We start from the raw sequence: 22,497 nt of genomic DNA on the forward strand, positions 1-22,497 counted from the left end.
CGTCATCTACGACGCGGGGGAGGGCTCGGCCTGCGCCTTGGGCGCCCGCGTTTGCAAAAAAACCACGATCTCGTCCGCGCAGGCGGTGAGGTCGACCACGTCCAGGGCGGCCACCTCCGGCTCGGTGAGGGTCGGCTGGCTGATGCGCGGCACCAGGCGGATCACGGCGTTGACGTCGCCCTGCAGCAGGTCGGCCAGCTTGAGGCCGCGCAGCTCGCCGGCGGCCGGCTTGCGCAGGGTGATGCTGTCGATGCGTTCCTTGCCGCGGGCGATGGCCTGCTCAAGGACGATGGGCGCGCTGTGGGTGGGTTGGGTCATGGGGTGGCTCCTTGGGGATGAGGGCGCCCGGCGCGCGGCCGGGCGCAGGGGTTACAGGCCGATGGCCTTGCGTTGCTCGGCGAGGCGGTCTTCGCCGCCCACGATGAATACGAAGTTGAGCAGGTCGATTTCGACCTCGACGTTGCCGTCCACGGTGAGCTTGTAGTAGCTGCAGGTGGTGGTGATCTTGTGCTCGGTGTCTTCCCCGACCTCGGCGTCGCCGAAGTCGATCTCCTCATGGCGACCGCGCACCACCACCTCCACCGCCGAAACCTCGCCGGTGTCGTCGCGCTGAACGGCGCCGGCCCAGCGCAGCATGGCGCCGCTGGCCGAGGTGATGCCGTACTGGCGCACGGCGGTCATGTCGTAGCCGCCGAGGGTCCATTCGACCTGGATGCCGTCGTCGCCGTGGCCCAAGTCCACTTTGACCGGGCCGTCCATGCCGGCGCCGCGCCAGGCTTCCATCTTGCGGGTGAGGTTGGGCAGGGTGACCGACTTCGACAGGCCCATGTAGCTGGCGCCGTCGTTGTACAGGTTCATGTTCTTGAGCTTGCGGGGCAGGGCCATGGTGGGGCTCTCCTAGAGGCGGGGCGGCGCTCAGCCGCCGATGCGGCTGGCGAAGTCGACCAGGTAACGGTCGGTGATGCGCTGGCGCAGCAGCAGGTTCTCCAGCGGCGGCACAGGGGTGTAGTCGTAGTCCAGGTACAGCTTGCCGGCCTTGAGGGTGGTGGCGTCGTTGGCGGCCTCGTCGTACCAGCACTGGCCGTCGATGATGTAGCCCTGGGCCTTGAGCTCGCGGAACTTGGCGTTGATGCCCTCGATGATGTCGCGCACCAGGCTGGCGTGCATGGGCTTGTCGACGGCCCACAGGTGCGCCTCGGCGATGGTGTCGGCCAGCACCTGGGCGGTGCGTGTGTAGTTCTCGAAAGCGAACAGCGGGTCATCGCTGCAGGTGCGCGAGCCCCAGAAACGGAAGCCGCCCTCGCGGATCAGGGTGGTGACCTCGTTGGCGTTGAGGTAGCCGGCGTCGGTGGCGGGGTTCTGCAGGTCCCAGAACACGTCCTTGCTGATGCCGGTGACGCCGTTCACCGGTATGTTGGACAACGTCTTGTGCCAGCCCACCTGCTCGTCGAGCTTGGCACGCAGGCCCAGGGCGCGGGCCACGGCCGGTGTGTTGAGGGCCTGGCTGGTGACGCTGTCCCAGATCTGGAAGTCCGGCCAGATGACCATCAGCTCGCGGGCGCCGAAGTTGTCGCGGTAGGCGACGGCCTCTTCCTTGGTGGCGCAGCCCCAGGCACTGACGTAGGCGAAGGCGCGCAGCTGCTGGGCGATGCTGGCCAGTTCGGTGGCCACCGCCAGGGTGTCCAGGCCCGGGCAGCCGAGGATGCGCGGGGTAACGCCGAGCTTGGTCTTGGCCGCCAGCAGGGCCTTGAGGCCGGTGAACTGGCCGCCGGCGGTGACGCTGCCGATGACGTTGCTGGTGGTGGCGGCCTCGTCGACGCCCTCGGCGACGCGCACCACCACGGTGAGCGGGCTGGCGTTGTCGGCGATGGCGTCCAGCGCCTTGGCCAGGGTGCCCTGGGTGCCGGCCTTGCCGATGGCGGTCAGCACATCGGTGAGCAGCACCGGGGTGTCGAGCGGGAAGGCCACGGCATCGGCATCGCTGGCGGTGGCCACCAGGCCGATCACGGCGGTGGAGATGGTGCGAATCGGGCGGGTGCCCTCGTTGATTTCGACGACGCGCACGCCGTGGTGGTAATCGGTGGCCATGGGCTGCAGCTCCTGGGCGGTTCGGCCGGCGTTATGCCTGGGCGATAACTGGATCAGTGAGCCTGCAGGGTGACGCGCGCGCGCGGCGGCCGCGAGCGGCGGGGCTTGTAGGGCGGGGCGCTACAGCGCGGACAAGAAAAAGCCCCGGCTGGCGGGGCTTGCTCCAGGTGTAAGGGGGATCAGCCGGCGTTGTTGCCGACGCCGGCCACGGCGGCCGCGATGCTGGCGATGGCCGCGGCGGCGATGGCCGCGGCGGCGATGGCCTGGGCCTGCTCCGGGTCGCCCTGGTCCATGGCCTGGCGCACCTGCTCCTTGGCCTGCAGGCGGGCCTCGCGGATCTGGTACAGGGCCTCGGTGTAGGCCGCGGCCTCGGCGAGGATGCTGTCGGCGGCCTGCTGGGCGCTGCGGCCGTTGATGGCCCAGGCGGCGACGGTGCGCGGCACGGCGCCCTCGGGGTAGCCGGCCGCGGCGAAGGCCTGGGCCTCGGCGGCGGCGCGGTCGTACTCCACGGCGCGCAGCGGGTCGCCGGCCACGGCGCGGCGGGCGGCATCGGCGGCGGTGTCGATCTGGGCGCAGAGGCCCGCCTGCAGGGCCCGCAGGTTGGCCGCCTGCAGGGCGGCGTCGAGCACCCAGGACGTGCCCGCCCACAGGTGGTCGGGCGAGGGGCGAGGCTGGTTGGTGAGCCCCTCGGGTAGCTCGCCCAGGTCGCCGTGCTGCTGCGCCTCGCCGGTGGTGGTGCTGTAGACGGTGCCGCGATGATCCTCGACCAGCTGCCAGGCGCTGCCGTCGGCGCTGCGCTGGGCGACCTGGCCGGCTGGGATGGCCGGCGGCGCGTCGGCATAGGCGTGGGCCGGAATCAGCCAGTTATCGGCATCGAGCGGATCGGGGTCGGCGCTGCTGATGCCGAGGTATTCGCGGGTGAGCGGGTGGGCGCAGTAGATTTCCATGGTGATCCTCGATCAATACTTGATGCAGGCAAGCAGCGCGATGTTTCTAGGCCGGTTGTCGCCAGCAGACGGGGTGACGTTGTTGCCTGCGGCCCGGAGGCTTTCCAAGGTCTCCGCAATCTCACCCCCGCCTGAGCCCACAACGAGGCGTCCGGCTAGCACTGAGACGGATGGCTGCGGGGCCGATCCAGTAGTCCCCCACCCATCGCGAGGAATATCAGGCGCAAGGGCCGCCTGAGCACTACCCAGCGCTCGTCCACCGTCCACGCCACGTCCGTCGTCCCAGCCGCGAATAAACTCGCCGCGCAGGTCCGGCAGGTTGAAGGTGGTGGAGCCGTTGCCGGCGCCGTAGGTCGTGCCGATGGCGGCGAACAGCGCCGCATAGGTGGAGCGGCTGACGGCCGCGCCATTGGCCTTGAGCCAGCCGGTGGGTGGCGCGGCCATGGCGAAGTACGCGACTTCGCCGGCATATACGCCAAGGAGCCTGGCCTCCGGTACGGTGCCTGATGCCAGGTTGTTGGCATTCAGGCCGGTGATGCTGCCGCCGCCCCCCGAGAAGCCACCACTGGCGGTAATGGTGCCGCTGGCGGCGATGTTGGTCTGGACGGTGACGTTGCCGTAGAAGTAGTGGTTGCCGGTGCTGCTGCCGTAGTGCGTATAGCTGGTGTTGCGGTTGCCGATCTCGATGGTGCCGTTGGCGCCGTTGGTGATCTTCAGGCCGTTGGTGGTGCCGTCCAGCAGCGTGCCGTTGAGCAGCGTGGTCTGGCCGTTGACCTTGAGCGCGGCGGTTTCGGTCAGACCGGAAGTCCAGATGCCACCAGCCATGCCCAGGGCCACGCCAGGCACGCCGTTGCTGCACACCACCAGCTGGTGACCGCCGGCCATGGTGCCGCCGGTCGGGTTGGCCGTGTGCTTGTAGGCCATGCCGTAGATGTTGCCGAAATTGGCGCCATCATCAGGAATGGCGTACTGCGTGCCCATCGACCAGACGTGGCCGATCTTGGTGCTGTCGTAATAGCCGTAAGCACCACCGGATAGCTTGGTTGAAATCGGTCGAACCTTGGAGCCACCAAGCACCATTTCGCCTTCGGTCGTAATCGTGCCGGGGCTCAGGCGAAAGCCGGTGCCGTTGAGGTAAGGCGTAGCGCCCAGGGCGAAATACGCCTGAATGAAGGTGCCGGCGCCGCCGTAACCACCCATGCCGGCGACCGTAGCGCCGCCATCGGTGATGTTAAACCCGCGCGCCCAGCCGGATCCGTAGTTGTCGGCCTCATATACGATGCTGCCGTCCATGGTGCCGCCAGCGGTGGGAAGCTTGGTGGCGTCTGCCACGGTGATGTTCGAAGTGCCGTCGAAAGCCACGCCGTTGATGGTGCGCACGGTCTTCAGGCGCTCGGCGTAGCGCGCAATATCCACGCGCACGCCGTAGGTTTGCGAGCCGTTCCAGCCCATCAGGGTAGGGTGCAGCGCCTGCCATGGCTGCGCGGGGTCGGTGTTACTGATCGCCGAGCCGTCCGGCGCCGTGCTGTCAGAGGCATCGAAGATGCAATGATTCGGCCCGTATTCCTTCCACAGCAGGCGGTCGGCCTGGCTGTTTTCGTTAAACCGCTCGGTGCCCGCTGCCGTTACGGTGATGCCGGCCTCGCTGGTGATGCGGCTGATCGACCAGCCCGAGCGCCAGGTATCGTCCACCCCGGAATACATGGCCAGCATGTTCTCGACCACCACCTTCGGGTAGGAGTGAGCGGTGCCGGTAGTGCCCAGGAGGATGCAGCAGTTGGTGCCGTCATGGCCGAAACGCACGGTAGCGCCGAACTTGTGCAGCCCAACCGCCTGCGCCGAGGTGTAGTACCAGGCGCTGTTGGCCGTCGGCGTATAACCGCTCACCAGCAGCTCGGCGGCGCCATAGCCGTCCGTGTAGTCGTACACGGCAATGCGCAGGCGCATCATGGTGTTGGACCACGACTTGGGCAGTGTGATCTTGATCGTGCCGTTGACCGCACCGGACTCCTGATAGTCGGCGCCGTCCGGGTAGTCGATCGACAGTATTCCGCCCCCGCCGGCAATCACCTCATGCGCCAGGGCGCCGGTCATCCTGTCGCCGGCCTTGGCCAGCTTGGTGGCGTCCTCCACCACGATATTGCCGCTGCCGTCGAAGCTGACGCCGTTGATGGTACGCGCGGTGGCCAGCTTGGTCGCCGTGCCGGCGTTGCCAGTGGTGTTCTGGTTACCTGTGGCGTTCACCCCGGGCAGGTTGATGTTCGCCGTGCCGTCAAAGCTCACACCGCCGATAGTCCGCGCCGTCGCTAGCTTGCTCGCCGATACGGCGTTGGCGGTCGCGTCGAGCTTGGTGTTGTTCAGCCCGGTGATCTGCGCCTGCAGTTTGCCGATGGCCGTCAGCAGCGAATCAGTAGCAGCGACAGCCGTCGCAGTAGCGGTGGACAGCCCTGTCATCAGTACTGCGCGCACCGCCGCGGCAAGATCCTGCCAGGTCTTGTCGCCCCGGCGGTACTGCGCGGTAGTGCCGGCGGCGAATGCCGGTTCCTTTTCATCCTGCAGCTTCTTGCCCTGGGCGGCCGTCAGGGCCTTGCTCGTGCTGGTGCTGGCCAGGCTGTTGTCGAGCTGTACCAGGCCCGCACGGCTGGTGTTGGCGGTGAGGGTTTTCAGCCCCGCGGGGGTGACGGCGCGGGTGCCGTCCAGGCCGTCCTGGGTTTCCTGCGCATCGGCCAGTTCGACCACGCCTGGGGTCGTGGTGGTGGCCGGCGGGTTGATGAACAGGATGTCGCCGAAGGTCAGGCTGCTGGCGTCGAGCGACTCGAGAATGATGTCGGTCGCGAGCAGCAGGGTGGAGGCGCCGGCCTTTTGGATGATCCAGCCGGCGCCGGCCGGCTGTGAATAGACCGCGACCAGGGTACCGCTGGCGCTGAACAGGCCGAACTCGCCGACGTTGTAGGCGTCCGGGCCTTCGTCCTTGGCGACGACGTGGATGGTGTCATCCGCCACCGCCTGGCCGGCGATGGTGCTGACCCGCTTGACTTCGGCCTGCAGGGCGGTCTGGGTTTTCGCCGGGCTGTACTGGCCGGTGCCGAAGCCGACTGCGGTGATGACCACCGGGCCGGTGCCGGTGTTGTTGGCGTTGATGATTTCCGCGCGGCCGGCGTTGGTGATGGTGATTTGCAGTGCCATTAGGGGGCCTCAGTGCATTGGAGGCGGCGGTAGACGATGGGCCGGGCTGCGCCTTGCAGCCCCAGGCCACCGCTGGCCGCCAGGCCGAGGGTGAAGGTGAAGTGCGAGCGCACCGGCTTGGTTCGTTCGATTTCGCCGATGACGTCCTGCTGGTAGGCCGCGGTGTTGGGTACGCCGGCGCCGAGGGTGAGTACCACCTCGAAGGTGTGCGGCAATCCGGCGGGGCTGAGCTGCCACCACTCGCGCAAGGCCAGGGCACTGCCGAAGGAGGCGACCACGTCGCGCACCGACTTGGCGGTGCCCTTGCGCCGCTGGATCTCCACGGCGGCCCGGATGCGCGCGCGCTTGACCGACTCCGGCCAGTAGGGTTGCCAGCTGTCGAGCGACAGCGACCAGGCCAGCCAGGGCAGCAAGTGCTCGGGGCAGGTGTCGGGGTTCCACAGCTCGCGCAGCGGCACCGGCAGGCCGGCCAGGCGCGCGGTGGCCTGCTCGACGGCGCGTTCCAGCTCGGTGGCGTTGCTGGGCAGCAGGCTCGGCAGGTTATTCATCGAGGCCACCGTCGGTCAGGTCGATGGCCGTGCAATAGGAGGCGCTTTGCCGGTTTATGACCAGATTGGCGCTGGGCGAGGCCAGCTCGACCCGCTGCACGCCAGGTTGGTGCAGGGCGGCATAGATGCCGGACAGGGTCACGTCGAGGCCGAGGCGGTGCTGGCTGGCGGCATAGGCCTCGATAGCCGCCTGGGCGGTGGCCATGACCACGGCTCTATCCGGCCCGGCATAGAAATGCAGGGTGGCCTCTACCTGGTAGGGGACGATGGTGGCGCCCTGGACCTGGACGAAGTCGGTGAGCGGGCGCACGGATTCGTCCGTGAGCGCGGCGCCGACCGTGGCGAGCAAGTCGGCGCTGGCGGTGCCGTCGTCCTCGCGGGACAGCACGGTGACCAGCACCTCGCCAGGGGTCGGGCTGATGGCGCTGGCGTCCAGCACCTGACCGCTGGCACTGAGGGCGTGGAAGATATAGGCGCCCTCGGGGCCGGCGGTGCTGAGGCCTTCGAGGGACAACTGGATGCGGTAGCGGAAGTCGCTGTCGTTCTCATAAACGGCGGCGATGGGCGGGATGGCACTGGGGTCGGCCGGGGCGATCTCCAGCCGGGTGACGCCGAACAGGGCGCCGAGGTTGTCCAGGTCGGTGCCCAGGGCATAGGGCAGCATGACCGCCCGGGCGGCGTCGTTGATGCGCTGGCGCAGGAGGGTTTCGCGGTAGGCCGCGACCTCGAGGATTTTCACCACCGGGTCGGACTCGAGGAAGGTGTCGAAGTCCGGCAGTCGGCTGGAGAGGTCGGCGAGCATTTCGGCGAGGACCTGCTCGTAGTCGATGACCTCGACCACCTTGGGCGCGGGGACCAGGGCGAGGTTGATGGCGGTGAACTGGCTCACAGGATGGCCCCCAGGCGCAGCGGAATGCTGAGGCTTTGTTGCTCGTTGCTGTCGAGGACGGTGGCGTCGAGGGTGATCTCGACCTGGCCGGGGTCACTGCCCTGGCTGAGCTGCACGCGGGTCAGGCGCAGGCGCGGCTCCCAGCGCATCAGGGCCATGGCGGTGGCGGCGTAGGCGCGCAGCCTGGTGGTGCCGTTGAACGGCTGGTCGATCAGCTCGGGCAGCAGGCTGCCATATTCGCGGCGCATGACGCGGCTGCCGATCCGCGTGGTGAGGATGTCCGCCACGGACTGGCGCAGGTGCTCGAGGCGGGTGATGGCACGACCTGTGGCTCGATTCATTTAGCCCCCCGCGAAGACGTTGGCCGAGCCCTGGGCCACGCTGCTGCCGCAGGCAACCGGGTCGCCGATGCGGGCCAGTTGCTTGCCGTTGGCGAACACCGTGGTGCTGCCGGCGGCCAGGGTGCTGGCGTGGCAGGAGGGCGTGGGGTTGCAGTGGCTGGCCCAGGCGTCGCCCTGGCGGTGCACGGCGGTGCCGTTGGCGTACACGTTGGGCGAGGCGCCGGTGCTGGGCCGCGGCGGCCAGGAACCGTGGCCGGTGCATAGGTCGCCGAGGCGGGAGACGGCAGGCATGGGCGGGCTCCTTACTCGTTGAGGTCGATGCGGCTGCCGAGGATCTTCACCGGGCCGGCGCATTGGATGGTGAGGGCGCCGGTGGCGGCGTCGTGCTGCAGGAAGTCGCCGTTGGCCCATTGGAGGCGGTGCAGGCTGGCGCTGGCGCTCTGCGCCGGGTGGGCGTCGGAGTACAGGCCGACCAGGGCGAAGCCCTGGGCCGGCTCGCCGCTGGGGCTGAGCACCAGGCACTGCTCGCCGACCGATACCGGGTCCCACTCGTTGGTACTGCCGGCGCGGCGGGTGAACCAGGGCAGCCAGCCGGTGGTGATGGCGCCGGTTTTCACCCGGCAGCGGGCCTTGACCAGGTCGACCGCGGCGACGGTGCCGGGGCGGATCAGGTTGTCGAGGCGGCGGTTGAGTTCGGCGATCGGGTCCATGGGCGAATGCTCGCCCTCGCGCGCGCGGGGTGCACGGCGCCGGCCCTGTAGGGGCGGGCGCTACAGGGCGCAGTCAGTCGGCGAGGTGATCGAGCAGGCGGTCGCGGATCAGCTCCAGGTCGGCGGCGGTGAGGCCGAGCAGCTGGCGGCGGGCGTATTGCACCTCGCTGGCGCCGCGGCCGGGGCGATCGCGCAGGCCGTACTGGTGGACGCGGGCCAGGCGCGCGGTGCGGCCGAGGAAGCCGATGGCGATGCGCCCGGCGTCGCTCTGCAGCTTGAGGTGCCGGGCCTGGCGCAGCTTGGCGAACATGGCCCGGCGCTTGATGCGCCCGGCCTTGCCGCGCAGGGGCTCGCGGGGCTTGCGCGGAGCGAAGGGGGTGCCGTCCGGGTTGCGCTGGGCGGCGATGCGCTGCTGCTGGCCGTGGCGCAGCTCGCGGGCTAGGCCCTGGTTGAGCTGGCGGCGGGCCTTGGGCTCGAGCTTGGCGAGCAGGGCGCCGGCCCAGTCTTCCAGGGCGCTGAGGTCATCCGCCATGGCGGCGGCCCGGGTGGACGGGGGGCAGATCGACGGCTTCTAGCCCCGGGTTGTGCCATTCGGCGAGCAGCTCGCCGTTGGCGTAGAGCTGGATCAGTCCGGCGTCCTCGTAGGGGGTGAGCGGCGGCTCGGCGGCGTGGGTGACGCTGAGGCTGCCGTCTTCCTGGCGCTTGACGATGACGCGCTCGCTGAGCGGCAGGGTGATGGACAGGTCGACCTTGTCGTTGGCCAGCACATCGGCCTCGAAGGCGATGGCGTCCTTGCCCTTTTCCTGGTTGAGCAGCAGCTCGGGCTGGTGGACCAGCAACCAGGCCAGCAGCGGCACGGCTACGGCGTCCGGGTGGCCGGCGTAGTCGGTGAGGATGAGGTTGAGGCTGTAGCCGTACTCGAAGGACAGCCCGGGCGTCGCGGTGCTACGGATGCGCCCCTGGTCGATGAACACCAGCAGGCGGTCGGGGTTGTGCTTGAGCTCCGGCACGCTGGCCAGCAGGTGGGCGCGCAGGGAGTCGGGTTTGTTCATGGGTGGGCGGCCTTCTGTTGCTGCTGGTAGACGGTGTCGACCTGGGCGGCGCATTCGGCCCAGGCAGCCTCGATGGCGTCCTGGTCGGTGAGCAGGTCGCCGTTGCTATGGGGGCGGGTCGCCGGCAGCTGGCACGGCACCACGGCCGGACAGCCAGTCACGATAAGCGGCGGCACCGCTGAGGGCAGGACGCTGGCGCAACCGGCGAGCAGCAGCAGGCAGAGGCTGGTCAGCCCAGCGGCGCAGTTCTTGGTTCTCACGTTTCAGCTCCTCGATCTGCTGGTTGCGCGCGACCAGGCCGGCGCGCAGTTGGTTGTGCAGGTGGCGCAGGTCGGCCTGGGCCTGGCGCTCGTCGGCGAGCAGGCCCTGCAGGCGTGCGGCGTTGGCCTGGGCGGTGGCGGCGGCCTGCTGGCTGTGGCGGGCCTGCTCGGCGCCGAGGGCGGCGCGGCCATCGGCGGCGCCGATGCGCTGCTGCTGGCCCCACAGCAGCAGGCCCAGGGCGGCGAGCAGGGCGAGGCCGTAGAGGCCCTGGCGCAGGGTGCTCATGCGCGGTACCAGCCGGCGGCGTTCATCTGCTCGCGGCTGAGGCGCTTGAGCTCGCCGATGACCACCAGGCACTTCACGCCAGGGGCGGCCAGGTGCAGGGCCTCGGCGAACTGGGCGGCGGCCTGCTGGCTGGTGCCTGCGGGCAGGGCGAAGACGTCGCCGTCCCGGGGGCTGAGCTTGCGTACCTGGGTGAGGTCGATCATGCCGCTTCCTTGTTGCAGTGGCAGTTGGCATGGCGCTGGTAGGCGCGTTCCAGCTTCACGTCGTAGAGGTTCCGGGCGTAGGCCGGGCCGTTGTAGGCCTTGGCGAACTGGGCCCACTTCTTGCCCTTGAGGGCCTTGTGCAGCGCCGGGTCGGATTCGATGTAGCGGACGAAGGCCTCGAACTGCTCGGCCTCGTTGGCGGCCATGCGGGCGGTGAAGTCGGCCAGGCTGGCGTAGCCGAGGGCCTGCCAGTGGTAGCCCATGATCTGGAAGGCGCCCCAGCTGGCCGATTCGTCGGCGCACAGGGCGTCGAGCAGGCGGGCCGAGGCCAGGCGCGCGTGCTCGGCGGTGCCGACGGCGTAGCCGCCGGGGCGCGGGTTGACCAGGTTGGGATAGAGGCGGGCCAGCTGCTCGGCGTGGGCCTGCAGCGCCGCGGCGTCGTCGCCCGCGTGGCGCGGGGTGGCGAGCAGGCGGTGCATAACGTGGCGCTCGTAGAGGATCTTGGGCTTGCCGTTGGCCAGGAAGCCTTCGCCGAGGCTTTCCACCTCGTTGACCGCGTAGACGGTGGCCAGCTCGACGCCCAGGCGCTGGGCGGAGGCGCGCAACTGGGCATGGCCGAGCAGGCGCGCGCAGTCGGCGCCGGCCAGGGCGGCGAGGGTCTTGGGTCCGGCGATGCCGTCGTCGACCAGGCCGGCTTTGCGCTGGAAGGCGCGCACGGCCTTCTCCGTCTCGTCGCCGAAGTCGCCATCAGGGTACAGGGTGGCGCCGCGCTGGTTGAGGGCCTTTTGCAGTTGGAGCACGGCCTGGGAGCGGGCGCCGTGGCGCAGGAGCTGGGTCATAGTTGGTCTGCCTTGCGGGTGGCGATGCGTTTGAGGCTGGAGCGGACGAAGTCGGCGCCGAGCAGGCCGACCACGCCGCCGAAGAAGGGGGCAAACTGCTCGGGGATGCCGAACAGGGCCAGGCCGTTGCTGACGGCCAGGGTGATGAGCCCGCAGATGAAGCCTTCGCCCAGGGCGCGGCGCAGGCTGCCGCCGGCGTAGATGAAGCGGGCTGAGGCGAGCAGGGCCGAGAGCACCGCGGCGTAGATGAGCGGGTGGTGCTGCTCGAGCCAGGCGAATAGCAGGGCCCAGGTTTCCGGACGATCAGGCATGTTGGGCATTCCTTAGCCCCCCTGTAGGGAGTGGCCGAGCTGGACGAAGGGAAGGGCGTTGATGCGCTGCACCACGTCGGCCAGCAGGGCCGGGCTGTAGCGCTGGGCATCGGGGAAGCCGAGACCAGCGGCGCAGAACTCGCTGCAGAACATGCGCCGCTGGTTGTTGACGGCCAGGGGCAGCAGTTGGCTGGCGAGGATGCCGAGCCAGTCGTAGCCCTTGCCCTGGTGGCGTTGGAACAGGGCCTGGATCTGGTGCGTGTTGGCCCAGGGCAGGGGGATCAGGTCCCAGTGCGCCAGATCCAGTTCGATGCGCTTGGCGCGCACGCCGCCGTCCATGGCCGAGGCGGACAGCCAGCGGCCATCAGGCATGACTAACTCGCAGTGGCTGTAGCGCGAGCGCGTCCACAGGCGGATCAGGCGGTTGAACAGGCGCCCGCGGCCTTTGTAGAGGGCGAGGTAGATCAGTCCCATAGGTTCACCATCTGGCGTTGTTCGGCCTGGGCCGGGGCGCTGGGCAGGTTGACGAGGGTGCCGTGGGGCAGGGTGGCGCCGAGGTCGGCCAGGCCCGGGTTGGCCTCGAGCACCTGCTCGACCACGCCGGCGGTGCGGCCGTAGTGCCGCCAGCAGAGCAGGTCGAGGGTGTCGCCCTGCTGGGCGCGGGTCTGGTCCATCAGATGAGCTCCACGGTGGTGCGGCTGACGCCGAGCAGGTCGCGGATGGCGAAGCGGGCATCGCGGCGGTACTCGTCGGCGCTGGGGGCTAGCTCGTCGGCCTTGGCCTCGCCGCTGTTGGTGGCATCAAAGCTGCGGTAGCGCTCGGCCACTTCGGCGGCGGTGGTGCAGTAGACGGCGCGCCGGTAGAGGGCGAGCAGCTCGCTCTGGCCGTTGACTTGGTCGGCCGGCACGGCGGCCAGGGTGGCGTGGCCCTCGGCCTGCCAGGCGAGCTTGGGGGCCTTGAGCTCGCGGTTGACGCTGAGCACGGCGGCAACGGCGGCCACCTCCAGGCGGGCATTGGTGACGCTGGCGTCGATGCGCAGGGCGGCGCGCAGGGCGTCGGCGTCCACGTCGGGCCAGAAGCCGTCGTTGCTGAGGGTGAATGCCTGCGGGGCGCCGCCGGCTACGAATCCGCTCATGGTGGCCACTCGAATAGATCGGCGGTGGTCGGGGCTTCACAGCCAGGCCAAGGAGTAAACCTGCTGCTCCACCCCGAGCCGCCGGGGTGCGTGGGGACGCTCGGTTAGCTGGCGGGGCCAGCGTGTTTCTTCAGGAGCCGGTCGACGCGCTCCATGTCCTTCTTGCCGCCGCAGTTGCTGTGCAGGTCGATGGCGCGGGCCAGGTGCTGCTTGGCCTGCTCGAGCGGCGCGGTGTCGGTGCCGGCCGGGGCATCGTCGGCGAACAGGGCGGCCAGGGCCTTGCCGATGGCCAGGTGCAACTTGGCGCGGGCCTGGTCGGGCATGTCCTGCGCGGCGGTGATCTGCTCGGCGTTCTCCAGCACGGACAGCGGGAAGGCCTCGCCGGCCTTCTGCGCCTTGAGCGCGGCCTCGGCGATTTCTTCGGCGATGAGGGTGCCGGTGGTGCGCTCGAAGCGGTCGGGCATGACCAGGCCGTGCTGCAGCACATAGGCGGCGATGGCCAGGGCGCCGGGGTAGTCGCCGGCGTCGATGCGCCAGACCATGACGGTGGTGAGCACCTCGTCCTGGGCGCCGTTGCCGGCTTGCAGGACGCCTTCGACATAGGGCGCGTAGGCCGGCAGCAGCTGGGCCTTGAGCTCGGCCTTGCCCTGGTTGGACTGCACCTGCTTGAGGCGCAGGCGGTCCTGGAGCAGTTGGGCCATTTGCAGCTCGTAGGCGTTGGCGCCTTCCATGGTCTGGGCCGGGCCAGCGACTGCCGCCGCCGCGATGGCGGCGGTGACACGCTGGAAGTGGCGGCGGCAGGGATTGGTCATGGTGGCGGGCCTCAGCTCAGGACGATGTTTTCAGCCAGAGCGGCGCAGCCGAGGTCTTCGATGACGTAGGCCTCGTTGACCGACTCGTAGTTCTCGATGCGGTCGCGCTTGGCGTTGTCGACGACGGTGCGCCGGCGGGTGCCTTCCTGCCAGTAGATCGACAGGTTGTCCAGGCGGGTGACCAGCAGGCCGGTGGCCGGGAAGTGCGGCACCCGCACGGCCGGCAGGTTGCCGAGGCGCTTCTGGCTGGTGACGATGTCGGCGGCGAGCATCTCGCTCGGGGCCTGGGTCTGGTTGATGATTGGGAAGTACTTGTCGGCGAGCAGTTGGCGACCGCAGACGACCACCAGCTGGGTGTCTTCCTGATACCAAGGCTCAATGAACTCATTGACCATGCTGACCACCAGGGCGTCCAGGTTCTCGAAGTCCTTGGCCGTGCCAATTTCGACTTTGCCACTGGCAGGCACGACTTCAGCCAGCACGCGGGCCGCATTCTCGGTGCGCATCTTCTGCAGCCAGCCGACGTTGACGTCTTGCAGCAGCGGGTTGGTGGCCGGGTTGGAGGTGGCCGCGCGGCTGGTGCCGTTCCAGCCGATCATGATGCGGTTCAGGGCCATCGCCTTGATGATGGCGTCGCGGATGCGGGCCTGGAAGTCGGGGAACTTGGCCCATTGGTCCAGCTTGCTGTACTTGAGCGCGGTGTCGAAGTTGGTCTGGGTGCAGATGTATCCACGATCGTCGAGCGCGCTAGGGTCGCGTGGCTCGCGGTCCTGGACGTTGGTATCGGTGGTGCCGGCAATGACACCGTCGATGTCGAGGCCGATCTTCTCGCCCATCTGCTCGGGCACGCCGTGGATGTTGATGCGGCGGAGGAACTCGCTGGATTCCTGGATGCGGGTTTCCAGGGTCTGGGCGACGCTCGGGGCGGCGGTGAACTTGGTGGTGACGTCGGGCACGCCGTGAAGCTGCGCGAGCTGCTGCAGGTAGGCGTTGAAAAGGGCACGGGTTTCGTTGCGCATGGTGTTCTCCGGGTAGTCCTTGCTGGATGGCTGTCCGTGGGTTAGCAGTCGGTGGTAACCCGGTTGGCATCGCCGCCCGTTGCAGCGGGCCGCTGCTGCTGGCGGTGGTCTTCGGTACCCGCGAGACGCTTGACCAGGTCGGCGAACTCGCCGGCCAGCTTGTCGTGGGCGGTTTGCAGGGTGGCGAGCTTGGTCTGCTCGGCGGCGAAGGCCTTGCCCTGGTCGGCTACGTGCGCCGCCATGGCTTCCACCGATTCGCCGAGTTCGGCGAACAGGGCGGCATCCTTGCCGTCGGCTTCCTTGCTCTTGCCGAGGGCTTCCAGGACGCGGGTGAACAGGCCGGTGACCTTGCTCTCCGCGTCGAGGACTTCCTCGAACTCGAGTTGGGCCTCGAGGGCCTCGGTGAACATGGAGGTCGCCGAGTAGTGGCGATCCTTGAAGGGGCTGGCTTCGGGCTTTTGCGCGGAGAAGGCGAGCACGTCGGTGCCCAGGCTGGCCGGCGAGTCGGTAACGGCGAGGCCGACGATGTAGGCCTCGCCGGTATCGGCGAAGCTGTCGTCGATCTCGATGGAGGTGTAGATCTTCTGCTTGGCCTTGTTCATGGCCACCAGGTCTTCGGTGGGCTCGATCTGGGCGAACAGGGCCAGCTTCTTCTGGCCGTTGATCTCGACCTCCTCGGCCTTGACCGCGAGGATGTCGCCGTAGGCCTTGAAGGGGCTGTCCGGCAGCAGGCTGCGGAAGTGCTCGAGCCAGACGCGGGCGCCGTAGGTGGCCTGGTTGAAGTTCTTGGCCGCCTGCTCCAGCCAGCTGCGCTCGATCTTGCGTTTGTCGGTGGTGGCGCCCTCGACGGCCACGCGGAACCACTTGGAACGGTATTTCTTCGACATTGGGTCTGTCCTCGATGCGGGGGCGGCGTGCTGCCGTTGCGTTGAGGGCATGGTCGATAGCTGGGCGTTGGCGGGCAATCTGCCGCCCTTGTAGGGCATGACGCTACAGGGTGCGGCGCTACTGGGCCTCGCGCGCGGGCGGCAGCATCTGCGCCATGAATGCCGCCGTTGAAATTCCCGCCCGTGATAACCGCCGCCAGGCCAAGTTCTTGTACTGGACGGGGTGGCGCGTCACCGAGATTGCCGAGTACCTGGGCGAGAAGGAGAAGACCGTCCACTCCTGGAAGGCGCGGGACGAGTGGGACCGGGCGGACAATGTAGAGCGGATCGGCGGGGCGTTGGAAGCCCGCCTGGTGCAGTTGATCCTGAAGGAGGGCAAGACCGGCGGCGACTTCAAGGAGATCGACCTGCTGCACCGCCAACTGGAGCGCCAGGCGCGCATCGAGCGCTACCAGGGCGGCGGCACGGAAACCGAGCTGAACCCGAAGCTGGCCAAGCGCAACGAGGGGCCGAAGAAGAAGCCGGCGAAGAACGAGTTCAGCGAGGAGCAGGTCGAGCAGCTGGTCGAGGCCTTCCTGGATGGCTGCTTCGACTACCAGAAGGACTGGTACCGGGCGGGCAACCAGCGCACGCGGGTGATCCTCAAGAGCCGGCAGATCGGCGCGACCTACTACTTCGCCCGGGAGGCGTTCATCGACGCGCTGACCACCGGCCGCAACCAGATCTTCCTCAGTGCCTCGAAGAATCAGGCGTACCTGTTCCGCGGCTATATCCAGGCATTCTGCCGGGATGTGTGCGGGGTTGAGCTGACCGGCGACCCGATCGTGTTGCCGAACGGCGCCGAGCTGTTCTTCCTGGGCACCAATGCGCGCACGGCGCAGGGCTACCACGGCAACTTCTACTTCGACGAGTTCTTCTGGACGTTCAAGTTCGAGGAGCTGAACAAGGTCGCCTCGGGCATGGCGATGCACAAGAAGTGGCGCAAGACGTACTTCTCGACGCCTTCGAGCATGGCCCATGAGGCGTACAGCTTCTGGACCGGCGAGCGCTTCAACAAGGGCAAGCCGGCGGCGCAGCACCTGAAGGTGGACATCAGCCACGGGGCGCTGCAGCAGGGGCGGCTGTGCGAGGACAAGCTGTGGCGGCAGATCGTGACGATTCTGGACGCCGAGCGCGGCGGCTGCGACCTGTTCGACATCGAGGAGCTGCGCCGGGAGTACAGCCCGGACGCCTTCGCCAATCTGCTGATGTGCGAGTTCGTCGACGACGGGGCGAGCATCTTCCCGCTGGCGATGCTGCAGAAGGGCATGGTGGACAGTTGGGAGGCCTGGAGCGAGGACTACAAGCCGTTCGCCTTGCGGCCGTTTGGCGATCGACCGGTGTGGGTGGGCTATGACCCGGCCGAGACGGGCGACAGCTCGGGCCTGGTGGTGGTGGCGCCGCCGCTGGTGCCGGGGGGCAAGTTCCGCGTGCTGGAGCGCCACCAGTTTCGCGGCATGGACTTCGCCGCCCAGGCCGAGGCCATCCGCCAGGTAACGCAGCGCTACTGGGTGACCTACATCGGCATCGACCAGACCGGCATGGGCTCGGGCGTGGCGCAGCTGGTGCGGCAGTTCTTCCCCAACGTGACCACCTTCAGCTACTCGCCGGAGGTGAAGACGCGCCTGGTGCTCAAGGCCTATGACGTGATCCACAACGGCCGGCTGGAGTTCGACGCCGGCTGGACGGACCTGGCGCAGTCGTTGATGGCCATCCGCAAGACGGTGACGGCCAGTGGCCGGCAGTTCACCTACACCGCCGGGCGCACCGATAACACCGGCCACGCGGACCTGGCGTGGGCGCTATTCCATGCACTGCACAACGAGCCACTCGAGGGGCAGACCGCTGCCAATACCGGATTCATGGAGATTTACTGATGACTACCGAAACCACGCCGGCCGCTGCGCCGGGCATTGAGGCGTTCACCTTTGGCGACCCGACGCCGGTGCTGGATGGCCGCGAAGTACTCGACTACCTGGAGTGCTGGCTGAACGGGCGCTGGTATGAGCCGCCGATGTCGCTGGATGGGTTGGCGAAATCGTCCCGGGCCAGCGTGTTTCTGCAGTCGGGGCTGAACTTCAAGCGCAACCTGCTGGCGCGCACCTTTATCCCGCACAAGCTGCTCAGCCGCCAGGCCTTCGAGCAGTTCGCCCTGGACTGGCTGTGGTGCGGCAATGCCTACCTGGAGAAACGCCGCAACATGCTGCGCCAGGCCCTGGGGCTGCAGCCGACGCTGGCCAAGTACATGCGCCGCGGCGTGGACCTGGAGACCTACTACCAAGTGCGGGGCTGGAAGGACGAGCACGAGTTCGACGCGGGCAGCATCTGCCACCTGCGCGAGGCGGACATCAACCAGGAGATCTACGGCCTGCCGGAGTGGCTGTCGGCGCTGCAAAGCGCGCTGCTCAACGAGTCGGCCACGCTGTTCCGCCGCAAGTACTACAACAACGGCAGCCACGCCGGCTTCATCCTCTATATGACCGACACGGCGCAGAACGAGACGGACGTCGGCGCGCTGCGCACGGCTCTGAAATCGGCCAAGGGCCCGGGCAACTTCCGCAACCTGTTCATGTACGCCCCTGGCGGCAAGAAGGACGGCATCCAGCTGATCCCGGTGAGCGAGGTGGCGGCCAAGGACGAGTTCGGCTCGATCAAGAACATCAGCCGCGACGACATGCTCGCGGCGCTGCGGATCCCGCCGCAGCTGATGGGCATCGTGCCGGTCAACGCCGGCGGCTTCGGCTCGATCAAAGAGGCCGCCGAGGTGTGGGCGGTGAACGAGCTGGAGCCGCTGCAGGCGAGGTTGAGCCAGGTGAATGAGTGGCTGGGGGAGGAGGTGGTGCGGTTCAAGCCGTTTGAGGTGAGCCCGACCAGCTGATCACCAGCTGCACCAACCAGCCGCCCTCGAGGCGGCTTTTTTGTGCCCGCACATCCAGCAGGCGCACCAGACCGACCAGCGGCACAGTCGGAGTAGTCCAGCCCTGGCGCGCGCCGTCGTCCCCCCACCACGCCTGCGGGCTAAATAGGTCGTTATTTCTGCACGCCTGCAGTGGAGCGTATGCGGCCATGGCTGGGGGCTCTGGCTGCGACCAGAACTGGAAGAATGCCTGCGAAACCCTGCGCCGGAGCGTGCTACATGCGGGCTCTGGGACGCCCTCACGGCTCACGGTTTTCAGTCGACACGTTGCGGGAGGGTAATTTTGGTTAGTTCAGTGGTGCGGTGATGCTCAAGGCCCCGTGGTTGCTGAGTTTGAGCGATTACCTGAAATGGTAATTTACGGTTAGGTGAAAGGTAATTTTTCCGTAAGTGATTGATTTTAAAAGGGTATGTCTAATGTCATGGCAACCATGAAAACGGGTTAGGTGCTTACCAAGGAATTACCATTTTATTACCTTTAAACAATCATTCTAAATCATTGAAATTAAAGAGATTTAATCCTTTATCGAAAGCACCTAACCAAAATTACCCTCTTTTGAGGGGGCAACCGAAAATTGGAAAACCGCTGCTGCCCCAGGGTACTTTCCTGCCGCGCGAAAATTGATGGCAACAAAATGGCAACAGAAATCCACGAAAAAGTGCCCGCAAAGCCAGTATTTACGTTCGAAAATTGCTGAGCCGGGGTTTCGAATCTCACCGCTTCCGCCAAATGTACACGACAAAGCCCCGATATTCGGGGCTTTGTCGTTTCTAGCGAGCTTGAGTTCGCACCCGGGTCCACACTTTGGCTTGGCTCTAGGGCCAGGTCCTGAGTTCCGCTATGCGCCAAGGGTCTACACAAACTGAGTGGATGCCTGACGTGCTCCCTGGTCTGTCCACCAGCTCCGGGACAGACCACTCAGTCGCGGTAGAACACCTGGACCAGGTGGTAGCCGAACTGGCTCTTCACCGGGCCGTGCACCTCACGTAGCGGCTTCTTGAAGATGATCTGGTCGATCACTCGCACCATCTGCCCCGGGCGCACCTCGCCGAGGTCGCCACCGCGTTTGCCCGACGGACAGGTGGAATACTTGCGCGCCAGGACGTCGAAGGCCTCGCCGGCGGCGATGCGCTTCTTCAGCGCGGCCGCTTCCGCCTCGGTCTTGACCAGGATGTGGCGGGCCATTGCCTTTGCCATGACGGGTTCCTCATTTCGACTGGGCGGCTATTGTGCCAGTAGTCGGCGCGCCAGCAGAATGACGCCAGCCTCGAGACTGCTGTTTTGCCGGGAGTAGCGGCCGAATCTGGCCTAACGTATTAAGTCCACCCAACGGAAGCACCGCCCCATGGATCTCCATTCGCTGCTGAAAATCCTGGCCAGCCAGGACGGTTCCGATCTCTACCTGTCTACCGGTGCGCCGCCCTGCGCCAAGTTCAACGGCGTGCTCAAGGCCCTCGGTCAGGAGCCGCTGAAGTCCGGCGACGTGGCGCAGGTGGCCGAATCGATCATGGACAGCGCGCAGCGCGAGGAATTCGAGCGCGAACTGGAGATGAACCTGGCGATTTCCCTGGCGGGCATCGGCCGTTTTCGCATCAACATCTTCAAGCAGCGCAACGAGGTGTCCATCGTCGCGCGCAACATCAAGATGGAGATTCCCAAGTTCGAGGACCTCAAGCTGCCCGAGGTGCTGCTCAAGACCGTGATGGAGAAGCGCGGTCTGGTGCTGTTCGTCGGCGGCACCGGCTCGGGCAAGTCCACCTCGCTGGCGGCGTTGATCGACTACCGCAACCGCAACAGCGGCGGCCACATCATCACCATCGAGGACCCGGTGGAATACGTGCACCGGCACAAGAAGTCGATCATCAACCAGCGCGAGGTGGGGGTGGATACCCGCAGCTTCCACGCCGCGCTGAAGAACACCCTGCGCCAGGCGCCGGACGTGATCCTGATCGGCGAGATCCGCGACCGCGAGACCATGGAGCACGCCCTGGCCTTCGCCGACACCGGCCACCTGGCCATCTCCACCCTGCATGCCAACAACGCCAACCAGGCGCTGGACCGCATCATCAACTTCTTCCCCGAGGAGCGCCGCCCGCAGCTGCTCAATGACCTGGGCAACAACCTCAAGGCCTTCGTCTCCCAGCGCCTGGTCAAGACCGCCGACGGCAAGCGCCGGGCTGCGGTGGAAGTGCTTTTGGGCACGCCGACCGTCCGCGACCTGATCAAGCGCAACGAGTTCTCCGAGATCAAGGAGATCATGGAGAAGTCGAAGAATCTCGGCATGCAGACCTTCGACCAGGCCCTGATCGATCTGGTCCATGAAGGCGCCATCGATGAGGAGGAGGCGGTGAAGAACGCCGACTCGGCGAACAACGTGCGCCTCAAGCTCAAGCTGTATCGGGACAACCCTGCCACGCCGAGCCCGGCACCCGTGGCCGAGAAGGCCGCCGCGACGCCGGCCGCGGCGAGCGCGAAGGGCGACTGGGGGCTGGAGCTGAAGCTGGAAGCGATCGAGGAGGAGGCGCCGTCCGAGGACCCGGGGCGCTCGGGGATCTAGTCAGCATCGGCAGTCGTCTCGACGCCACCTTCGCCCCGGCAGCTGTACAGGAAATTTGGCCTGCCACTGTAACTGACCCCTCACCTCGAGAAGCTTTATGTTGGCTCGGTGCCCGCGACTCGGGCTTTCGAACAGGAGACTGTGATGCGAATTGCCGTGCTGACCTTCGAGGGATTCAACGAGCTGGACTCCTTTGTCGTGGCCGGGCTGCTCAACCGCCTGCGCGGCCAGGGCTGGCAGGCCCAGATCACCTGCCCCAGCGAGCAGGTCATCTCGATGAACGGAGTGCGGGTCCAGGCGCAACAGCCCCTGGAATATGCCAATCAGGCGGATGTGGTGCTGTTCGGCAGCGGCATTCACACCCGTGCGATTGCCGAAACCCCAGCCATTCTCGAGCGCCTGCAACTCGATCCGCAACGCCAGTTGATCGGTGCACAGTGCTCCGGGGCCCTGCTACTGGCCAAGTTGGGATTGCTGAACGATATGCCCGCCTGCACCGACCTGACCTCCAAACCCTGGGTGATGGAGGCGGGTGTGCGGGTCTTGGATCAGCCCTTCCATGCCCAAGGCAACCTGGCCACTGCCGGCGGCTGCCTATCGTCGCCCTACCTGGCGGCCTGGGTCATCGCCAGGCTGGCCGGGGAGCAGGCCTGCGCCGAGGCGCTGCATTACGTGGCGCCGGTCGGCGAGAAGCAGGAGTTCGTCGAGCGGGCGCTGGCGGCGGTTCGCCCCTATCTGCAGGTTCGGCTTTAACTGACAGGGCTGGTTACCAGCCCGCCAGCTGCGTCCCGTCGCCATTGTCCGCCCGGCATCTGTTTGGGCTCATCGAAGCCGTGGGGCAGGCTGTTCAAGACGAAACCGAGCCCCCGGACTCGACCGCCGCGTCCCGCTCCCCCAGGCATTCCATGCTCGATGGCATCGGCGCGGTGCCAGGATTCGCAGATCCGGGTTTCCGGTTTCACGCCGACGTCCTGCAGACGGGCCGACAGGCCGGTCAGCGCCCGAGACACCAGCTGGAAGTGGACACCCTTGCCCTTCGGCCCCGGGCGCTGCATGCCACAGACCGCGGTGTCAGGCCCCTGCAGCATCCGCGGTGCGCCCTCCCGCTCGAAGTAGCCGAAACGATCAGGGCGCTCGTTGTCGTCAGGGTTGGGCCCGGAACCAGAACTCGATCTCGTCGCTATCCTCGGTGAACTCGGCGGCATGTTCGACGCCGGCCGGCACGTGATACCAGTCGCCGACCCCGTAGGTGGTGGTCGAACCCTGCATCGTCAGGATCAGTGCGCCGCGGGTGATCACGCCATAGTTGTCGGTGTCATGCGCGTGGGCCGGGATGCGGGTGTCGGCGGGGTAGGAGGCGAAGAGCACATCGGCGCCCTCGGCGGCGAGCCTGTAGGCATCGAAGCGGCCGTCGTACAGGGGCAGGCTCTTGATCTTGTCGGGGTACTGTCCAGCCATGCTGGGGCTCCT

General features: G+C 67.3%; 27 protein-coding genes and 2 pseudogenes. 4 read left to right on the plus strand and 25 right to left on the minus strand.

What is annotated here, in order from left to right:
- Positions 1–6 precede the first annotated feature (6 nt).
- From I0D00_RS01110 to I0D00_RS01215, 23 genes and pseudogenes are all read right to left on the minus strand, one after another.
- The gene (locus tag I0D00_RS01110) at positions 7–318 is read right to left on the minus strand and encodes a phage tail assembly protein (protein ID WP_213637924.1); all 312 of its coding nucleotides are present in this window, start codon (positions 316–318) and stop codon (positions 7–9) included.
- 51 nt (positions 319–369) lie between these two features.
- On the minus strand, positions 370–885 hold the full coding sequence (locus I0D00_RS01115; RefSeq protein WP_213637925.1) for a phage major tail tube protein: 516 nt from the start codon (positions 883–885) through the stop codon (positions 370–372).
- A 30-nt stretch (positions 886–915) separates the two neighbouring features.
- Positions 916–2,088 (minus strand): phage tail sheath protein, encoded by a 1,173-nt coding sequence (locus tag I0D00_RS01120; protein ID WP_213637926.1) that lies wholly within the window; start codon positions 2,086–2,088, stop codon positions 916–918.
- A 179-nt stretch (positions 2,089–2,267) separates the two neighbouring features.
- Positions 2,268–3,035: a hypothetical protein gene (locus I0D00_RS21635; RefSeq protein ID WP_213637927.1), complete on the minus strand. Its 768-nt coding sequence runs from the start codon at positions 3,033–3,035 to the stop codon at positions 2,268–2,270.
- Between the two features lie 233 nt (positions 3,036–3,268).
- Positions 3,269–3,485: pseudogene (locus I0D00_RS21755) on the minus strand (phage tail protein); the annotation flags it as partial.
- Positions 3,486–6,220: 2,735 nt separating this feature from the next.
- Positions 6,221–6,769, minus strand: coding sequence for a phage tail protein I (locus I0D00_RS01135; protein WP_213637929.1), 549 nt, complete (start codon positions 6,767–6,769; stop codon positions 6,221–6,223).
- The gene (locus I0D00_RS01140; protein WP_213637930.1) at positions 6,762–7,658 is read right to left on the minus strand and encodes a baseplate assembly protein; all 897 of its coding nucleotides are present in this window, start codon (positions 7,656–7,658) and stop codon (positions 6,762–6,764) included. The genes I0D00_RS01135 and I0D00_RS01140 overlap by 8 nt, the downstream gene beginning before the upstream one ends.
- Complete coding sequence (locus tag I0D00_RS01145) at positions 7,655–7,999, minus strand: GPW/gp25 family protein (RefSeq protein WP_213637931.1); 345 nt, start codon at positions 7,997–7,999, stop codon at positions 7,655–7,657. The genes I0D00_RS01140 and I0D00_RS01145 overlap by 4 nt, the downstream gene beginning before the upstream one ends.
- Positions 8,000–8,290 (minus strand): PAAR domain-containing protein, encoded by a 291-nt coding sequence (locus tag I0D00_RS01150; RefSeq protein ID WP_213637932.1) that lies wholly within the window; start codon positions 8,288–8,290, stop codon positions 8,000–8,002.
- Between the two features lie 11 nt (positions 8,291–8,301).
- On the minus strand, positions 8,302–8,709 hold the full coding sequence (locus I0D00_RS01155) for a phage baseplate assembly protein V (protein WP_213637933.1): 408 nt from the start codon (positions 8,707–8,709) through the stop codon (positions 8,302–8,304).
- A gap of 73 nt (positions 8,710–8,782) precedes the next feature.
- On the minus strand, positions 8,783–9,241 hold the full coding sequence (locus tag I0D00_RS01160) for a phage virion morphogenesis protein (RefSeq protein ID WP_213637934.1): 459 nt from the start codon (positions 9,239–9,241) through the stop codon (positions 8,783–8,785).
- Positions 9,231–9,761 carry a phage tail protein gene (locus I0D00_RS01165; protein WP_213637935.1) on the minus strand — a complete coding sequence of 177 codons (531 nt, stop codon included), beginning with the start codon at positions 9,759–9,761 and terminating at the stop codon, positions 9,231–9,233. Before I0D00_RS01165 ends, I0D00_RS01160 begins: the two co-directional genes overlap by 11 nt.
- A pseudogene (gene lysC, locus I0D00_RS01170) lies at positions 9,758–9,952 on the minus strand (Rz1-like lysis system protein LysC); the annotation flags it as partial. The gene I0D00_RS01165 and the pseudogene lysC, both read right to left, overlap by 4 nt.
- Complete coding sequence (gene lysB, locus I0D00_RS21380; protein ID WP_246533156.1) at positions 9,867–10,307, minus strand: Rz-like lysis system protein LysB; 441 nt, start codon at positions 10,305–10,307, stop codon at positions 9,867–9,869. The pseudogene lysC and the gene lysB, both read right to left, overlap by 86 nt.
- Entirely contained in the window at positions 10,304–10,510 is a 207-nt protein-coding gene (locus I0D00_RS01175) for a hypothetical protein (RefSeq protein ID WP_213637937.1), read from the minus strand. Before I0D00_RS01175 ends, lysB begins: the two co-directional genes overlap by 4 nt.
- Positions 10,507–11,349, minus strand: coding sequence for an N-acetylmuramidase domain-containing protein (locus I0D00_RS01180; protein WP_213637938.1), 843 nt, complete (start codon positions 11,347–11,349; stop codon positions 10,507–10,509). Before I0D00_RS01180 ends, I0D00_RS01175 begins: the two co-directional genes overlap by 4 nt.
- Positions 11,346–11,660 (minus strand): phage holin, lambda family, encoded by a 315-nt coding sequence (locus tag I0D00_RS01185; RefSeq protein WP_213637939.1) that lies wholly within the window; start codon positions 11,658–11,660, stop codon positions 11,346–11,348. The genes I0D00_RS01180 and I0D00_RS01185 overlap by 4 nt, the downstream gene beginning before the upstream one ends.
- Before the next feature lie 12 nt (positions 11,661–11,672).
- On the minus strand, positions 11,673–12,134 hold the full coding sequence (locus I0D00_RS01190; protein WP_213637940.1) for a hypothetical protein: 462 nt from the start codon (positions 12,132–12,134) through the stop codon (positions 11,673–11,675).
- Entirely contained in the window at positions 12,125–12,334 is a 210-nt protein-coding gene (locus tag I0D00_RS01195; protein WP_213637941.1) for a tail protein X, read from the minus strand. The genes I0D00_RS01190 and I0D00_RS01195 overlap by 10 nt, the downstream gene beginning before the upstream one ends.
- A complete protein-coding gene (locus I0D00_RS01200; protein ID WP_213637942.1) occupies positions 12,334–12,795 on the minus strand; it encodes a head completion/stabilization protein in 462 nt (153 codons plus the stop codon). Before I0D00_RS01200 ends, I0D00_RS01195 begins: the two co-directional genes overlap by 1 nt.
- Before the next feature lie 104 nt (positions 12,796–12,899).
- The gene (gpM, locus tag I0D00_RS01205) at positions 12,900–13,607 is read right to left on the minus strand and encodes a phage terminase small subunit (protein WP_213637943.1); all 708 of its coding nucleotides are present in this window, start codon (positions 13,605–13,607) and stop codon (positions 12,900–12,902) included.
- Between the two features lie 11 nt (positions 13,608–13,618).
- Positions 13,619–14,626 (minus strand): phage major capsid protein, P2 family, encoded by a 1,008-nt coding sequence (locus tag I0D00_RS01210; RefSeq protein ID WP_213637944.1) that lies wholly within the window; start codon positions 14,624–14,626, stop codon positions 13,619–13,621.
- A 41-nt stretch (positions 14,627–14,667) separates the two neighbouring features.
- A complete protein-coding gene (locus I0D00_RS01215; protein WP_213637945.1) occupies positions 14,668–15,513 on the minus strand; it encodes a GPO family capsid scaffolding protein in 846 nt (281 codons plus the stop codon).
- Between the two features lie 155 nt (positions 15,514–15,668).
- Here I0D00_RS01215 and I0D00_RS01220 point away from each other — a divergent pair, with 155 nt between their 5' ends.
- Both I0D00_RS01220 and I0D00_RS01225 read left to right on the plus strand, forming a co-directional pair.
- Complete coding sequence (locus I0D00_RS01220; RefSeq protein WP_213637946.1) at positions 15,669–17,429, plus strand: terminase ATPase subunit family protein; 1,761 nt, start codon at positions 15,669–15,671, stop codon at positions 17,427–17,429.
- On the plus strand, positions 17,429–18,430 hold the full coding sequence (locus I0D00_RS01225; protein WP_213637947.1) for a phage portal protein: 1,002 nt from the start codon (positions 17,429–17,431) through the stop codon (positions 18,428–18,430). Before I0D00_RS01220 ends, I0D00_RS01225 begins: the two co-directional genes overlap by 1 nt.
- A 958-nt stretch (positions 18,431–19,388) precedes the next feature.
- Here the strand turns inward: I0D00_RS01225 and I0D00_RS01230 are convergent.
- Complete coding sequence (locus I0D00_RS01230) at positions 19,389–19,667, minus strand: peptidylprolyl isomerase (RefSeq protein WP_213637948.1); 279 nt, start codon at positions 19,665–19,667, stop codon at positions 19,389–19,391.
- Between the two features lie 148 nt (positions 19,668–19,815).
- On the opposite strand from I0D00_RS01230, the gene I0D00_RS01235 reads away from it, so the two are divergent.
- Both I0D00_RS01235 and I0D00_RS01240 read left to right on the plus strand, forming a co-directional pair.
- Complete coding sequence (locus I0D00_RS01235; protein WP_213637949.1) at positions 19,816–21,027, plus strand: PilT/PilU family type 4a pilus ATPase; 1,212 nt, start codon at positions 19,816–19,818, stop codon at positions 21,025–21,027.
- Positions 21,028–21,171: 144 nt separating this feature from the next.
- Positions 21,172–21,780 (plus strand): DJ-1/PfpI family protein, encoded by a 609-nt coding sequence (locus I0D00_RS01240; RefSeq protein ID WP_213637950.1) that lies wholly within the window; start codon positions 21,172–21,174, stop codon positions 21,778–21,780.
- A gap of 390 nt (positions 21,781–22,170) precedes the next feature.
- Here I0D00_RS01240 and I0D00_RS01245 read toward each other — a convergent pair whose 3' ends face one another.
- Entirely contained in the window at positions 22,171–22,485 is a 315-nt protein-coding gene (locus I0D00_RS01245) for a cupin domain-containing protein (protein ID WP_213637951.1), read from the minus strand.
- Positions 22,486–22,497: the final 12 nt, after the last annotated feature.

Origin of the sequence: Pseudomonas lalucatii (genome assembly GCF_018398425.1) — a bacterium.
Lineage (GTDB): Bacteria > Pseudomonadota > Gammaproteobacteria > Pseudomonadales > Pseudomonadaceae > Aquipseudomonas > Aquipseudomonas lalucatii.

Coding starts and splice junctions, on each gene's coding strand:
- I0D00_RS01175 (WP_213637937.1), bottom strand. CDS start 10,510: ATGATCGACCTCACCCAGGTACGCAAGCTCAGCCCCCGGGACGGCGAC.
- I0D00_RS01120 (WP_213637926.1), bottom strand. CDS start 2,088: ATGGCCACCGATTACCACCACGGCGTGCGCGTCGTCGAAATCAACGAG.
- I0D00_RS01235 (WP_213637949.1), top strand. CDS start 19,816: ATGGATCTCCATTCGCTGCTGAAAATCCTGGCCAGCCAGGACGGTTCC.
- I0D00_RS01115 (WP_213637925.1), bottom strand. CDS start 885: ATGGCCCTGCCCCGCAAGCTCAAGAACATGAACCTGTACAACGACGGC.
- I0D00_RS01185 (WP_213637939.1), bottom strand. CDS start 11,660: ATGCCTGATCGTCCGGAAACCTGGGCCCTGCTATTCGCCTGGCTCGAG.
- I0D00_RS01180 (WP_213637938.1), bottom strand. CDS start 11,349: ATGACCCAGCTCCTGCGCCACGGCGCCCGCTCCCAGGCCGTGCTCCAA.
- I0D00_RS01210 (WP_213637944.1), bottom strand. CDS start 14,626: ATGCGCAACGAAACCCGTGCCCTTTTCAACGCCTACCTGCAGCAGCTC.
- gpM (WP_213637943.1), bottom strand. CDS start 13,607: ATGACCAATCCCTGCCGCCGCCACTTCCAGCGTGTCACCGCCGCCATC.
- I0D00_RS01225 (WP_213637947.1), top strand. CDS start 17,429: ATGACTACCGAAACCACGCCGGCCGCTGCGCCGGGCATTGAGGCGTTC.
- I0D00_RS01200 (WP_213637942.1), bottom strand. CDS start 12,795: ATGAGCGGATTCGTAGCCGGCGGCGCCCCGCAGGCATTCACCCTCAGC.
- I0D00_RS01220 (WP_213637946.1), top strand. CDS start 15,669: ATGAATGCCGCCGTTGAAATTCCCGCCCGTGATAACCGCCGCCAGGCC.
- I0D00_RS01165 (WP_213637935.1), bottom strand. CDS start 9,761: ATGAACAAACCCGACTCCCTGCGCGCCCACCTGCTGGCCAGCGTGCCG.
- I0D00_RS01240 (WP_213637950.1), top strand. CDS start 21,172: ATGCGAATTGCCGTGCTGACCTTCGAGGGATTCAACGAGCTGGACTCC.
- I0D00_RS01245 (WP_213637951.1), bottom strand. CDS start 22,485: ATGGCTGGACAGTACCCCGACAAGATCAAGAGCCTGCCCCTGTACGAC.
- lysB (WP_246533156.1), bottom strand. CDS start 10,307: ATGAGCACCCTGCGCCAGGGCCTCTACGGCCTCGCCCTGCTCGCCGCC.
- I0D00_RS01155 (WP_213637933.1), bottom strand. CDS start 8,709: ATGGACCCGATCGCCGAACTCAACCGCCGCCTCGACAACCTGATCCGC.
- I0D00_RS01135 (WP_213637929.1), bottom strand. CDS start 6,769: ATGAATAACCTGCCGAGCCTGCTGCCCAGCAACGCCACCGAGCTGGAA.
- I0D00_RS01190 (WP_213637940.1), bottom strand. CDS start 12,134: ATGGGACTGATCTACCTCGCCCTCTACAAAGGCCGCGGGCGCCTGTTC.
- I0D00_RS01110 (WP_213637924.1), bottom strand. CDS start 318: ATGACCCAACCCACCCACAGCGCGCCCATCGTCCTTGAGCAGGCCATC.
- I0D00_RS01195 (WP_213637941.1), bottom strand. CDS start 12,334: ATGGACCAGACCCGCGCCCAGCAGGGCGACACCCTCGACCTGCTCTGC.
- I0D00_RS01150 (WP_213637932.1), bottom strand. CDS start 8,290: ATGCCTGCCGTCTCCCGCCTCGGCGACCTATGCACCGGCCACGGTTCC.
- I0D00_RS01230 (WP_213637948.1), bottom strand. CDS start 19,667: ATGGCAAAGGCAATGGCCCGCCACATCCTGGTCAAGACCGAGGCGGAA.
- I0D00_RS01145 (WP_213637931.1), bottom strand. CDS start 7,999: ATGAATCGAGCCACAGGTCGTGCCATCACCCGCCTCGAGCACCTGCGC.
- I0D00_RS21635 (WP_213637927.1), bottom strand. CDS start 3,035: ATGGAAATCTACTGCGCCCACCCGCTCACCCGCGAATACCTCGGCATC.
- I0D00_RS01215 (WP_213637945.1), bottom strand. CDS start 15,513: ATGTCGAAGAAATACCGTTCCAAGTGGTTCCGCGTGGCCGTCGAGGGC.
- I0D00_RS01160 (WP_213637934.1), bottom strand. CDS start 9,241: ATGGCGGATGACCTCAGCGCCCTGGAAGACTGGGCCGGCGCCCTGCTC.